This is a genomic window from Bradyrhizobium yuanmingense, from assembly GCF_025200905.1.
Lineage (GTDB): Bacteria > Pseudomonadota > Alphaproteobacteria > Rhizobiales > Xanthobacteraceae > Bradyrhizobium > Bradyrhizobium yuanmingense.
Window position 1 is genome coordinate 1,223,893 of the sequence record NZ_CP104173.1, and the last position, 12,628, is coordinate 1,236,520.

Genomic DNA, 12,628 nt, shown 5'->3' on the forward strand with positions numbered 1-12,628 from the left:
CAGCCCCGGAACGACGAGCGAGGGTGAAGAATGGCCTCCATCGACGAATCCAAACAATTCATCCCGCTCAACATTGCGGTGCTCACGGTGTCCGACACGCGCGCGCTTGCGGACGACAAGTCCGGTCAGACCCTCGCCGATCGTCTCACCGCTGCAGGTCATCATCTCGCCGCGCGCGAGATCGTCACCGATGATGTCGAGGCGATCCGCGCCGTGATCCGCCGCTGGATCGCCGATAGCGGCATCGACGTCGTCATCACCACCGGCGGCACCGGCTTTACCGGGCGCGACGTCACGCCGGAGGCGATCGAGCCGCTGTTCGAGAAGCGCATGGACGGCTTTTCGATCGCCTTCCACATGCTGAGCCACGCCAAGATCGGGGCGTCGACGATCCAGAGCCGCGCCACCGCGGGCGTCGCGGGCGCGACCTACATCTTCTGCCTGCCGGGCTCGCCCGGCGCCTGCCGCGACGGCTGGGACGGCATCCTGGCGGCTCAGCTCGACTACCGCACGCGCCCCTGCAATTTCGTCGAGATCATGCCGCGGCTGGACGAGCATCTGCGCCGGCCAAAAGCGCAGGGCGCGACGGTGTGAGTTCTTGCTTTTCTTCCCTTCTCCCCTTGTGGGAGAAGGTGGCGCGAAGCGCCGGATGAGGGGTTCTCTCCGCGCGCACCAATGCTTGTGGAGACATACCCCTCACCCAAGCGAGCTTGCGTTTGCTAGTTGACATGCCCTCTCCCGCAAGGGGAGAGGGCGCAGCAACGCGCATCTCGCTCGCTGCGAGATCAGAGATCCAGCTCCCACGTCTCGCCGACCAGGTCGGCACCGAAGCTGCGATGCTTCTCTTCCTTCACCAGCTTGAATCCCGCACTCTTGTAGATCCCGCGCGCGGCCACCAAAATGCTCTGCGTCCACAGCGTCATCTTGCTGTAGCCGCGCTCGCGGGCGCCCTGGATGCATTGCTCGACGAGGGCGCGGCCGACGCCGAGGCCCCGTGCTTTCTTCTCCACCTGCAACAGGCGGAGCTTGGCGATCTCGTCCGTGGCCTTGACCAGGAACACCGAGCCGACCGGCTCGCCGCCGGCCTCGGCGATCCAGCAGTGCTCGCGCGCGGCGTCGTAATTCCTGATGAACTGGGCGCAGATTTCGGCGACCAGCGCCTCGTAGCTGATGTCCCAATTGTAGTCCGCGGCGTAGGCGGCAGCTTGGCGGGAGACGACCCAACCCATATCGCCGACGCGATGGCTGCGCAGCATGAAAGAAGCGGGCGGGCTTCGGCGTTGCTCCAGCACGGCCTCGATGGTCGCCATCGCCTGCGTGAGCCGGGTCGCATCGCCGGGCGAAAGCTGAGCCAGCATCGCGGCGACCTCGTTTTGCGAGCTCAGGTTCAGCTTGGCGAAAGCCTGCCGGCCTTTGGCGGTCAGGCTGAGCTGGTATTGCCTGCGGTCCGCGGGCAGCGGCTTTCGCGTGATCAGCCCCTTCTCGTCGAAGCTCTGGACGATGCGGCTGAGATAGCCGGGATCGAGACCGAGCTCGTGTCCGATCTCTTTTGCGGCAAGGTCGTCGCGATGGGCGAGCTCGTAGAGCACCCGTGCCTCGCTGAGCGAGAACGGACTCTTGCCGAGGTGCTGGTCGAGCACACCGAGCTTGCGGGTGTAGAAGCGGTTGAAGGCGCGAACCGCTGCGACGTGGTCGTCGGCAGCCTGTTCGGCCACGGCGCTTGACGGCAAAGCTTTCGATAGCATGGGATCACCTCGATATTTGCCATTGTCAATTAATTGATTGACGTTGGCAAGTATCTCGGCGCTTCAGCCGACCATGACAATCCGGCTGCGCAGCATGGTCCGGGACGACCGGCCGAGCCGCCGGAGCAGCCGCGCCTCGGAATGCCGGGCGTGGGGCGGGTATCCGCCGATCCGGTCGTAATGATCGCGCGCGATCAGCAGCCCTTGATCGCCGAGCGGACCGACGAGCCTGCGTGCCACCGCCCAGAGGACGTCGCGCGCTGCGGTATTTGCGTAAGGTGAGCGGGCGTAGCGGAACACCGCGGCACGATCCCGGCCGCTGGTGGCGACGGCCTGGATGAACTGGGTGGTTTCCTCGATCCAGCCGGTTTCCAGCACCGCGCCCGCAGGCAGGAACATCAGCCAGGGCGATCGGGCCTGGCGCGCCCCGGCAGCGAGCGCAGCGCCTTGCGAAGGCCCTTCGAAGCCGATGAAACGGCAGCCCGCGACGTCGGCAACGCGCTCGATGACGCCGTTGCGCGTGCCGTCGACCAGAAGCACTTCCCGGATCACGCCGGCTGCGGCGCCGGGCACCAGCGCGGCCAGGGTTGCGACCGCCGTCTGCTCGATACCTTCGGTCGGAATGATGACGCTCAGCATGATTGAGGCTTCAGTTTCCGCACTTCGGGAGAAGCGTAGCGTTGCATGATGTTGTCATAAACCCGTCGCGCTGCCGAGTGCAACTTTCGGAAGGGGCTTCGGCGTGCGATGGTAAACTGCCGCGAGTTCATCGCGACCAGATGTGCCAGGCGCGGCTGGTAATATTGCCGAATGTTTCGGCACAAGCCGATCCTGACGGTATTAACCCCGAATGCTTCGTGGCGACGTTTCGCTGCCCGGGAGAGACCTTGCATGAACGCCGATCACCTCGCCGTTGGCACCGCGCCAACATCGCCGAAGCAGGAGGCCGCGCCGACCTTGCGGATCCGGGCGCTGATGCTGGGCGACCGCATCAACGCGTCTGGCCTCGAGATCGGCACGCTGGTGTCCTCGACGCCGGCCGCCTTCCGCGTTCATGCCGGCCTTGCCGTGATCTTTCGCTACGGCGTCGTCGTGCTGATCGGGCTGTTGCCGTCGGAGGAGAAGGTCCTCGTCGACAACCTGAGATCGCGCGTGACCGGAGAGTTCAGCCCCTACGAGGAGGAGATCGCGCAGGCGCAGCTCTGTAACGAGGAAGCCGGCGAGACGATCCAGCCGGGCGGGCCGATCTGCCTCGCAAAGTTCTCCGACGACCGGCTGCTGCTGGTTGCGGACGCACTCGCCAAAAGCACGTCGCTGGCGCGCGATGAGCGCCGCGTCGCCGCGGTGTTCGACGTGATCGAGCCGTTTGCACGGGAGCTCGCCGAGCGCGGTCGCACGCCGCAACGGCGCAAGGGCATCCTGCAATTGATCGGCAACGCGCTGCTGGTGCAGCAGCGGGTCGCCGGCCGCGTCGCGGTCGCCGAGAAGCCCGACGTGCTCTGGGAGAAGCCCGAGCTCGACCGGCTCTATTCGCGCCTGGAGGACGAATACGAACTGAAGGAGCGCCTCGACACGCTCGAGCGCAAGCTTGCCGCGGTGTCGGAGACCGCCAACGCGCTGACCGATATCATCGACACCCAGCGCTCGCTCCGCCTGGAGATCGCCGTCGTGGTGCTGATCCTGATCGAAGTCGCGATGGGGACTTTTCAGCTCCTGACCGGCCGCGGTCACTAAGCATGATGAGATCAGGTTTGATTGCTATAACGTGAGTGCACTCCCTCTCCCGCTTGCGGAGAGGGTGTTTTCGCAACGGGATAACGCCCTAGATCAGAGCCGCGCAATGGCGCGCGATCATCATCTCTTCGTTGGTGGGGATGACGAAGACCTCGACCATGCTGTCGTTGCCGTTGATGCGCTCGCGCGCGGCATCGTTGCGTGCGGCGTCGATGCGCACGCCCATCCAGGCGAGACGCTCGCCGATCGCGCCGCGGATCTCCTTGGCGTGCTCGCCGATGCCACCGGTGAAGATCAGGCAGTCCAGGCCGCCGAGCGTGGTCGCCATCATCGCGACCTGCTGCGCCGCACGGAAGGTGAAGAGATCCACGGCTTCACGCGCCGCAGCCTCGCGGCTCGCCAGCAGCGTGCGCATGTCCGCAGACAAGCCGGAGACGCCGAAGAGGCCTGACTCGTGATAGAGCAGGTGCTGGACATCCTCGACCGACATGTTCTCGTGCTGTTGCAGATAGAGCAGCACGCCCGGATCGATCGTACCGCAACGCGTGCCCATCACGAGGCCGTCGAGCGGCGTCAGCCCCATCGTGGTGTCGATGCTGTGGCCATCGCGCAGGGCGCAGAGGCTGGCGCCATTGCCGAGATGCGCGATGACAGTGCGCTTGGCCACGAGCTCCGGCGCGATCTCGGCCAGGCGTCCCGCGACATATTCGAACGAGAGGCCGTGAAAGCCGTACCGCCTGACGCCACGCGCCTCGAATCGCCGGGGAATGGCGAAGCGGCTCGCCGGCGGCGCGAGGCCGTGGTGGAAGGCGGTGTCGAAGCACGCGATCTGCGTCAGCTCGGGCCGGATCGCCGCGAGCGTTCGCGCCGGCGCGAGGCAGCGCGGCTGGTGCAGCGGCGCCAGCGGCGTCAAGGCCTCCAGTTTCGCAATGATGTCGTCTGTCAGGACCTCCGGGCCTGAATAATCCGGCCCGCCGTGGACGATGCGATGGCCGATGGCCCGCAGGCTGCGTCCACCGAACCGGTCCTCGATGAAGGTGAGTACGTCCGCGAACAGATGGCCGCCGGCTGCCGCCGGCGCCTGCTTGCTTGTCTCGAACAGGTCTTCGCCCCTGGGGCCCTTCACCACCAGCCGGGGTTTGGCCTCGTGCTCGTCCAGCAGGCCCTTGCAGAGCAGGGCGGGCTCGGCCGCCGCGACATCGAACAGGCCGAACTTGATGCTCGACGATCCCGAGTTGAGGACGAGGACCGTGTCCGGCATCGCTAATTGCCGGCCTCGGCCGGCGTGTTGCCGCCGGCGCTGTTTTGCCAGACCCAGTCACGAATCTCAGGCATGTCTTCACCGTGCTCGCGGACATAACGGGAGTGTTCGATCAGTCTGTCGCGGAATTGCTGCTTCACCTGAGCGGCCTTGGTCGCCAGTCCCGGCACCCGTTCGATCGCCTCGATCGCGAGGTGGTAGCGGTCGAGTTCGTTGAGCACGACCATGTCGAAGGGCGTCGTCGTGGTGCCCTCCTCGGCAAAGCCGCGTACATGCATGCCGGCATGGTTGGTGCGATTATAGGTCAGCCGGTGAATGAGATAGGGATAGCCGTGATAGGCAAAGATCACAGGCTTGTCGCGCGTGAACAGGCTGTCGAAGTCGCGGTCGGACAGGCCGTGCGGATGCTGCTCCCTCGGCTGCAGCGTCATGAGGTCGACGACGTTGACGACGCGGATCTTCAAGTCCGGCAGCGCCTTGCGTAGGAGGTCGACGGCAGCGAGCGTCTCCAGGGTCGGCACGTCGCCGGCGCAGGCCATGACGACGTCGGGCTCGCCCTTTCCGTCCTCCGTGCCCGCCCAGGTCCAGATGCCGATGCCGGCATCGCAATGCGTCGCCGCGTCCTGCATCGACAGCCATTGCGGCGCCGGCTGCTTGCCGGCGACGATTACGTTGATGCGGTTATAGGTGCGCAGGCAGTGGTCGGCGATCCAGAGCAGCGTGTTGGCATCCGGCGGGAAGTAGATGCGGACGATGTCGGCCTTCTTGTTGGCGACGAGATCGACGAAACCGGGGTCCTGATGGCTGAAGCCGTTATGGTCCTGGCGCCAGACATGCGAGGTCAGCAGATAATTGAGCGAGGCGATCGGACGCCGCCACGGCAGCTCCCGCGTCACCTTCAGCCATTTGGCGTGCTGGTTGAACATGGAATCCACGATGTGGATGAAGGCCTCGTAGCAGGAGAAGAAGCCGTGCCGTCCGGTGAGCAGATAGCCCTCCAGCCAGCCCTGGCAGAGATGCTCGCTCAGCACCTCCATGACGCGGCCGTCCTGGGCGAGGTGCACGTCGTAAGGCTCGGTGGGCTCCATCCAGACGCGTTCGGTGGCTTCGAACACGGCGTCGAGCCGGTTCGATGCCGTCTCGTCCGGGCCCATGATGCGGAAGTTGCGCTCCTTCGCGTTGAGGCGGATGACATCGCGCAGGAATTTGCCGAGCTCGCGCGTCGCTTCCGCAACGACTTCGCCGGGCTGCGTCACCTCGATCGCGAAGCTGCGGAAGTCGGGCAGCTTCAGCTCCTTCTTCAGCACGCCGCCATTGGCATGCGGATTGGCGCCCATGCGCCTGATGCCTTCGGGCGCAAGCGCCTGAAGCTCGGCAACGAGCGCGCCGTTGCCATCGAACAGCTTTTCCGGCTCGTAACTGCGCATCCAGTCTTCGAGCACCTTGAGATGCTCCGGGTTCTCGCGGCAGCCTGCGACTGGCACCTGATGCGCGCGCCAGACCTCCACCTTCTTGCCGTCGACCTCCTTCGGGCCGGTCCAGCCCTTGGGGCTGCGCAGCACGATCATCGGCCAGCGCGGCCGCTCGACGGTTGTGCGGCCGTCGCGGGCATGTTGCTGGATCGAGCGGATGCTGGCGAATGCAACGTCGAGCGCATCGGCCATGGCCTGGTGCATCAATTTGGGATCGTCGCCGCTGACGAACAGCGGCTCGTGGCCGAACCCGCGGAAGAGGTCGCGGATCTCCGCGTCCTGCATCCGTCCGAGCACGGTGGGGCCCGCGATCTTGTAGCCGTTGAGATGCAGGATCGGCAGCACCGCCCCGTCATGGGCAGGGTTCAGGAACTTGTTCGAGTGCCAGGACGCAGCGAGCGGGCCGGTCTCGGCCTCGCCGTCGCCGACCACGCAGGCGACAATCAAATCCGGGTTGTCGAATGCGGCGCCATAGGCGTGCACCAGCGCATAGCCGAGCTCGCCGCCTTCGTGGATGGAGCCCGGCGTTTCCGGCGCGGCGTGGCTCGGGATGCCGCCGGGGAAGGAGAACTGCCTGAACAGCTTGCGCAATCCGTCCGCATCGCGCGCAATATCGGGATAGATCTCGCTGTAGCTGCCTTCGAGATAAGTGTTGGCGACCATGCCCGGACCGCCATGGCCGGGACCGCAGACATAGATCACGCTGACATCGAGCGCCCGGATGACGCGGTTGAGATGGGCATAGATGAAGTTCAGCCCCGGCGTCGTGCCCCAATGTCCGAGCAGACGCGGCTTGATGTGCTCGGGCCGCAGCGGCTCGCGCAGCAGCGGATTGTCGAGCAGGTAGATTTGCCCGACCGAAAGGTAGTTGGCGGCGCGCCAATAGCGATCGAGCAGATCGAGGTCGCTGCTCGCTTCGGCCGTTTTTTGTTGGATTGTCATGTTCCTGCCGACCTTCACTTCGCGATCGTCACCAACCCGGTTCCGGGGCGATCGATCCGTCGGTCATGAAACGGGATGGTCGTGACGGCCGTGTTGCGTGAGGTCAAAGGCAGGCGCGCGAAGTTTGGGCAGCTCTACTGTGCATGGGGTTGTTTTTCACGTTTTTGGTTTGTGTTCTTGATTTGTTCCTATGTCGTGCTATCTTGGCTGCATGAGTCCAGCATCCTCTCATGCTCTCAAGCACCCGCCGGTCACGGCGCCCTCCGAGCCGGCGGGTGCGCCTTCAGATTTCCCCGAGCTTGGCGTCGCCATCGACCGCGCGCGACGGCGAGGGCGGGGCGCGCAGTCCAACGCCAGCGGCCGTTACGAGGCCGAGGCGCGCGTCGCTTTCGACGACGGCTGGCAGAGCCTCGACGAGCTGCCGCCGTTCAAGACGAGTGTCGCCATCGACACCTCACGCAAGGTGATCACCCGCAACGATTCCCCCGACATCGGTTTCGACCGCTCGATCAATCCCTATCGCGGCTGCGAGCACGGCTGCGTCTATTGCTTCGCGCGGCCGACCCACGCCTATCTCGGCCTGTCGCCGGGGCTCGACTTCGAGTCAAAACTGTTCGTGAAGCCCGAGGCGCCTTCGCTGCTCGAGAAGGAGCTTGCGGCTCCCGGCTACGAGCCGCGGATGATCGCGATCGGCACCAACACCGATCCCTACCAGCCGATCGAGCGCGAGCGCAAAATCATGCGCGGCATTTTGGAAGTGCTGGAGCGCGCAGGGCATCCCGTCGGCATCGTCACCAAGTCGGCGCTGGTGCTGCGCGACATCGACATTCTCCAGCGGATGGCCAAGCGCAACCTCGCCAAGGTCGCGATCTCGGTCACGTCGCTCGATCCGAAGCTGGCGCGCACGATGGAGCCGCGGGCCTCGACGCCGCCGAAACGGCTGGAGGCGCTGAAGCAGCTCTCGGACGCCGGCATTCCCACCACGGTGATGGTCGCGCCCGTGATCCCTGCGCTGAACGATTCCGAGATCGAGCGCATCCTCGACGCCGCCGCCCATGCCGGGGTCAAGGAAGCTGCCTATGTGCTGCTGCGGCTGCCGCTGGAGGTGCGCGATCTCTTCCGCGAATGGCTGATGGCGAACTATCCGGACCGCTATCGTCACGTCTTCACCCTGATCCGAGACATGCGCGGCGGGCGCGACTACGACGCCAAATGGGGCGAGCGGATGAAGGGCACCGGACCGATGGCCTGGACCATCGGCCGCCGCTTCGAGATCGCCTGCGAGCGACTCGGCCTCAACAAGCGGCGCTCCAAGCTGACCATTGATCACTTTGCGCGGCCGAAGCGGAACGGTGATCAGCTCAGCCTGTTTTGAGCGGACACGTGCAAGAGGTGTCGCATGCTCAAGGAACTCGCTGTGCCGATGCCGCGGCTGACCGTCATCACGCTCGGTGTGAACGACATCCGCGCCAGCATCGCCTTCTACGACGCGCTCGGTTTCTCGCGCCGGCTGAAGGAGACCGGCGAGGCGGTTGCGTTCTACGACACCGGCGGTCCGGTGCTCGCGCTTTATCACTGGGATCGGCTCGCCGCAGACGCGTCCTTGGAGGACCAGCCGAGGCCCACGATCTTTCGCGGCATGACGCTCGCCTGGAATTGCGCGACCCGCAAGGAGGTCGACGAGGTGCTGGCCTTCGCCGTCGAGAAGGGGGCCACCTTGCTGAAGGCGGCGCACGCGACCGATTACGGCGGCTATTGCGGCTATTTTGCCGATCCCGATGCACATGTCTGGGAAGTCGTGGTCGCACCCGGCATCGAGGTGGGCGAGGACCGGCGGGTGCATCTGGCGGAGTAGCGCGGGCGGCCTGAATAACGGGAATATCGTGGGTTCCCGGTTGCGCTGGCGAAGCCCCCTGGCGCACGATCCCGGTCATGATTCGGGACCCCTCCGCCAAGACCCCAGCCAAAGCCGCGCCGAAGAAAAAGGCCGCGCCGAAGGCTGTGCCCGCCAAGGCGGCAAAGATATCTGCGGCCGATGCTGCGAAGGTCCCTGCCGGTAGGAAAGGCATCATTGCCGTTGCTGCCCCCAGCTTCCGCCGCGAGCGCGTGCTGATCAAGCGCGGCGTCTGGCCGGTCGCGGGCTGCGACGAGGCTGGCCGCGGCCCGCTCGCAGGCCCCGTGGTGGCCGCCGCGGTGATTCTCGATCCCGACCGGATTCCCCGCGGCATCGACGATTCCAAGCGCCTGACCGCCGAGGAGCGCGAAAAGCTGTTCGACAAGATCTGCGCCACCGCGCAGGTCTCGGTCGCCGTCGCCTCGCCGGCGCGAATCGACCGCGACAACATCCTGCGCGCCTCGCTGTGGGCGCTGAAGCGCGCCGTGGTGGCCCTGCCCGAGGCGCCCAGGCACGTCTTCGTCGACGGCCGCGACCGGCTCGACACCGCATGCGACTGCGAGGCCGTGATCGGCGGCGACGGTATCGTGCTCTCGATCGCCGCGGCCTCCATCGTCGCCAAGGTCACCCGGGATCGCTTGATGTGCGCACTGGCGCAGGACTGCCCGGGCTACGGCTTCGAGCAGCACAAGGGCTATGCCGTCCCCGAGCATCTCGACGCGCTTGATCGCCTCGGCCCTTCCATCCACCACCGCAGCTTCTTCGCCCCCGTCGCCGCCGCCCGCGCCAAGCACATGCCCTGGACCGTCGAGCCGGTGCAGGACCTGTTCTCGGTGACTGAGGTCGAGGTGCAGGTCGAGGCGAGCGTCGAGATCGACGCTTCCGTAAATCTCTAGCGATCCTCCTACAGCTTTCCCATCCGTCATGGCCGGGCTTGACCCGGCCACCCACGTCTTACCAGCGGCACGAAGAACGTGGATGCCCGGGACAAGCCCGGGCATGACGAACTGCGGCGGTTGCCACAACCCGTGGCGCCCTTTATCAAAACAGACGTGAGCGAATAGGGCCGGCTGGACGGGTTGGCTGCACCTTCGGACGTTGCATGCGGTTTACCTCCCTGGTCATCGAGCTCATTCGCGCCCGGCCGCGGCTGATCGTTTGGATTGCGGTGCTGCTGCAGGCCGCGATGTGGCTGTTCGTGGCGCTGGTGTTCTACCGCAGCCCGCCCGGCACTCTCGCGACCCTTCTGGCCTTCGGCAGGGAATACCAGGTCGGCACCGATCTCGGCCCGCCGCTTGCCATCTGGCTCGCCGACATCGCCTATCGCGCCGCCGGCGGCCACATGCTCGGCGTCTATGTGCTCGCCCAGCTCTGTGAGATCGCGACCTTCATCGCGCTCTATCATCTCTCCCGTGCCGTGGTCGGCTCGCAGCAGGCGGTGCTTGCCGTGCTCCTCACCATGACGGTGCTGGCCTTCTCCTCCTCGGCGCTGGACTTCGGCCCGCTGATCCTGGCGCGGCCGCTCTGGGCGCTCTTGCTGCTGCACTCCTGGCAGATCATCGGCCAGCGCCGCGGTAATGCCTGGTTCGCCTGGTCGATCGAAGCCGGCCTCCTGCTGCTGACGACGCCCGCCGCGATCTTCCTGCTGCTGCTGATCGTCGTCTTCGCGGTTACGACCGCCGGCGGCCGCCGGACGCTGCGCGGGCTCGATCCGCTGTTCGCGCTAATCGTCGTCGCCGTGCTGGCGCTGCCCTATGCGGTCTTTCTGATGCGGGCCGAGACGCTGGCGCTGCCGGCCTTGCCGCCAGTCGCCGAGCTCAACGACCGCGCGCTGCATGCGGTCTGGCTGCTCGGCGGCCTCGTGCTCGGGGCGGCGGCGATCCCGGCGCTGACCTTTCTCAACACCGGAATGTTCGCCGGCAAGGGCGAGGAGCCGCCGATCATCTACCGCCCGCCGGTCGAGCCGCTTGCGCGCAACTTCGTCTATTTCTTCGCGTTCGCTCTGCCGCTCGGCGCAGTGCTGATCTCCGGCCTGCTGGGGCTCGATTCCGTCGTCGGCGGCCCCGGCGTCGTGTTGATCATGTCGGGGCTTGCCGTGGTCGTCGCGGCCGGCGATCTCATCGCGATGCGCCGCGCGCGCATGCTCCGCATGGTCTGGGCCGCCGCCGTTGCCGCGCCCGCCGCCGGCGTGGTGCTTGCCGTCCTGTTCCTGCCCTGGACGGGCACTAGCGAAATTGCGACCTCGATGCCGGCGCGCGCGATCTCGGACTTCTTCGACGAGAGCTTCGCCCGCCGCACCAACCATCGCCTGCGCGCCGTCGCCGGCGAGACCCAGCTCGCTAGCCTGATCGCGCTGCATTCCGGCCGGCCGCATTTGTTCATCGACGCCGCCCCCGCGCGGACGCCGTGGATGAGCCAGACCAAGTTCAGCGAGACCGGCGGCGTCGTTGTCTGGCGCGCCTCCGATACCGCGGGCACGCCGCCGCCGGAGATCCTCAAGCGCTTTCCCGGCATCGTGCCGGAAGTCCCGCGCGCCTTCGAATGGCTGGTGACCGGCCGCCAGCAGCTGTTACGCATCGGCTGGGCCATCGTGCGGCCGAAGGGGACGTAGGTCGGTGTCATTCCGGGGCGCGGCGAAGCCGCGAGCCCGGAATCCATTCATCCACCAACTCTGCCGCTCGATGGATTCCGGGCTCTCGCTTCGCGAGCCCCGGAATGACGGCGTGGGTGTCGTTACACCGCGCCCTGCGCCAGCACCTTCGCGATCGCCCGCAGATCCTGCCAGGCCAGCCGCTTGTAGGCCGGCGAGCGCAAGAGGTAGGCCGGGTGAAACGTCGGCAGCGCGCGGATCACCCGCTGGCCGGTGTCGTAGTCGAACCAGCGCCCGCGCGTGCGCATGATGCCTTCGCGCGTCGAGAGCAGCGTCTGTGTCGAGGGATTGCCGAGCGTCACCAGCACGTCCGGGTTCACCAGCTCGATCTGGCGCTGGATGAAGGGCAGACAGATTTGCGTCTCCTGCGGCGTCGGCGTGCGGTTGCCGGGCGGCCGCCAGGGAATGACGTTGGCGATGTAGGCGGTGGTGCGGTTGAGGCCGATGGCCCCTAACATCAGATCGAGCAGCTTGCCGCTGCGCCCGACGAAGGGCAGTCCCTCGATGTCCTCGTCGCGGCCCGGCGCCTCGCCGACGAACATGATGCGCGCCTGCGGGTTGCCGTCGGCGAACACGAGCCGCGTCGCGGTGTGCTTCAACGCGCAGCCCTCGAAATTTTGCATCAGCTCGCGCAGCGCCTCCAGGGTCGGCGCTGTGCGCGCGGCTTCGCGTGCCGAGGCGATGGCGACGTCCGGTGCAGGCGCGGCTTCGCCGCGCATGACCGCTGGCGCGGCGACCGGCCGCGGCGCTTCGGCTGGCGGGGCCGCGCGCGGGCTGGGTGGCGGCGCATCGATTTCCGCCAGGCGGTCTATCGGTTCCTCCGCGAGCGTGCAGTCGACACCGGCCTCCAGATAGAAGGCGAGCAGCTCTCGGACGGTGGGTGCGGGTTCGGGGATCATGGCAAAGTCTGACTTTTATATCACCTTGGGC

At 66.4% G+C, this 12,628-nt stretch carries 11 protein-coding genes; 6 read left to right on the top strand and 5 right to left on the bottom strand.

Features of this window, described 5'->3' with window-relative positions:
* Window positions 1–30 precede the first annotated feature (30 nt).
* Entirely contained in the window at window positions 31–594 is a 564-nt protein-coding gene (gene moaB, locus N2605_RS05760; protein ID WP_036037229.1) for a molybdenum cofactor biosynthesis protein B, read from the top strand.
* A gap of 191 nt (window positions 595–785) precedes the next feature.
* Here the strand turns inward: moaB and N2605_RS05765 are convergent, their stop codons facing one another.
* Both N2605_RS05765 and N2605_RS05770 read right to left on the bottom strand, forming a co-directional pair.
* Complete coding sequence (locus tag N2605_RS05765) at window positions 786–1,745, bottom strand: bifunctional helix-turn-helix transcriptional regulator/GNAT family N-acetyltransferase (RefSeq protein WP_260346043.1); 960 nt, start codon at window positions 1,743–1,745, stop codon at window positions 786–788.
* 63 nt (window positions 1,746–1,808) lie between these two features.
* On the bottom strand, window positions 1,809–2,384 hold the full coding sequence (locus tag N2605_RS05770; RefSeq protein WP_260346044.1) for a glycosyltransferase family protein: 576 nt from the start codon (window positions 2,382–2,384) through the stop codon (window positions 1,809–1,811).
* 252 nt (window positions 2,385–2,636) lie between these two features.
* Here N2605_RS05770 and N2605_RS05775 point away from each other — a divergent pair, with 252 nt between their 5' ends.
* Entirely contained in the window at window positions 2,637–3,479 is an 843-nt protein-coding gene (locus N2605_RS05775; protein ID WP_036024879.1) for an RMD1 family protein, read from the top strand.
* Between the two features lie 88 nt (window positions 3,480–3,567).
* Here the strand turns inward: N2605_RS05775 and N2605_RS05780 are convergent, their stop codons facing one another.
* Both N2605_RS05780 and N2605_RS05785 read right to left on the bottom strand, forming a co-directional pair.
* Window positions 3,568–4,740: an acetate/propionate family kinase gene (locus tag N2605_RS05780; protein WP_260346045.1), complete on the bottom strand. Its 1,173-nt coding sequence runs from the start codon at window positions 4,738–4,740 to the stop codon at window positions 3,568–3,570.
* A gap of 2 nt (window positions 4,741–4,742) precedes the next feature.
* Window positions 4,743–7,154: a phosphoketolase family protein gene (locus N2605_RS05785; protein WP_260346046.1), complete on the bottom strand. Its 2,412-nt coding sequence runs from the start codon at window positions 7,152–7,154 to the stop codon at window positions 4,743–4,745.
* A 211-nt stretch (window positions 7,155–7,365) separates the two neighbouring features.
* On the opposite strand from N2605_RS05785, the gene N2605_RS05790 reads away from it, so the two are divergent.
* From N2605_RS05790 to N2605_RS05805, 4 genes are all read left to right on the top strand, one after another.
* Window positions 7,366–8,529: a PA0069 family radical SAM protein gene (locus tag N2605_RS05790; RefSeq protein WP_109144977.1), complete on the top strand. Its 1,164-nt coding sequence runs from the start codon at window positions 7,366–7,368 to the stop codon at window positions 8,527–8,529.
* 24 nt (window positions 8,530–8,553) lie between these two features.
* A complete protein-coding gene (locus N2605_RS05795) occupies window positions 8,554–9,009 on the top strand; it encodes a VOC family protein (protein WP_260346048.1) in 456 nt (151 codons plus the stop codon).
* A 77-nt stretch (window positions 9,010–9,086) separates the two neighbouring features.
* A complete protein-coding gene (locus tag N2605_RS05800; RefSeq protein WP_109144975.1) occupies window positions 9,087–9,944 on the top strand; it encodes a ribonuclease HII in 858 nt (285 codons plus the stop codon).
* 206 nt (window positions 9,945–10,150) lie between these two features.
* Window positions 10,151–11,659: a glycosyltransferase family 39 protein gene (locus N2605_RS05805; RefSeq protein ID WP_225147841.1), complete on the top strand. Its 1,509-nt coding sequence runs from the start codon at window positions 10,151–10,153 to the stop codon at window positions 11,657–11,659.
* A gap of 122 nt (window positions 11,660–11,781) precedes the next feature.
* Here the strand turns inward: N2605_RS05805 and N2605_RS05810 are convergent, their stop codons facing one another.
* Window positions 11,782–12,597 carry a uracil-DNA glycosylase gene (locus N2605_RS05810; protein ID WP_225147840.1) on the bottom strand — a complete coding sequence of 272 codons (816 nt, stop codon included), beginning with the start codon at window positions 12,595–12,597 and terminating at the stop codon, window positions 11,782–11,784.
* Between the last annotated feature and the right edge of the window lie 31 nt (window positions 12,598–12,628).

Bases quoted from the DNA above. Each gene is read 5' to 3' on its own strand.
- moaB (WP_036037229.1), top strand. From the start codon at position 31: ATGGCCTCCATCGACGAATCCAAACAATTCATCCCGCTCAACATTGCG.
- N2605_RS05765 (WP_260346043.1), bottom strand. From the start codon at position 1,745: ATGCTATCGAAAGCTTTGCCGTCAAGCGCCGTGGCCGAACAGGCTGCC.
- N2605_RS05770 (WP_260346044.1), bottom strand. From the start codon at position 2,384: ATGCTGAGCGTCATCATTCCGACCGAAGGTATCGAGCAGACGGCGGTC.
- N2605_RS05775 (WP_036024879.1), top strand. From the start codon at position 2,637: ATGAACGCCGATCACCTCGCCGTTGGCACCGCGCCAACATCGCCGAAG.
- N2605_RS05780 (WP_260346045.1), bottom strand. From the start codon at position 4,740: ATGCCGGACACGGTCCTCGTCCTCAACTCGGGATCGTCGAGCATCAAG.
- N2605_RS05785 (WP_260346046.1), bottom strand. From the start codon at position 7,154: ATGACAATCCAACAAAAAACGGCCGAAGCGAGCAGCGACCTCGATCTG.
- N2605_RS05790 (WP_109144977.1), top strand. From the start codon at position 7,366: ATGAGTCCAGCATCCTCTCATGCTCTCAAGCACCCGCCGGTCACGGCG.
- N2605_RS05795 (WP_260346048.1), top strand. From the start codon at position 8,554: ATGCTCAAGGAACTCGCTGTGCCGATGCCGCGGCTGACCGTCATCACG.
- N2605_RS05800 (WP_109144975.1), top strand. From the start codon at position 9,087: ATGATTCGGGACCCCTCCGCCAAGACCCCAGCCAAAGCCGCGCCGAAG.
- N2605_RS05805 (WP_225147841.1), top strand. From the start codon at position 10,151: ATGCGGTTTACCTCCCTGGTCATCGAGCTCATTCGCGCCCGGCCGCGG.
- N2605_RS05810 (WP_225147840.1), bottom strand. From the start codon at position 12,597: ATGATCCCCGAACCCGCACCCACCGTCCGAGAGCTGCTCGCCTTCTAT.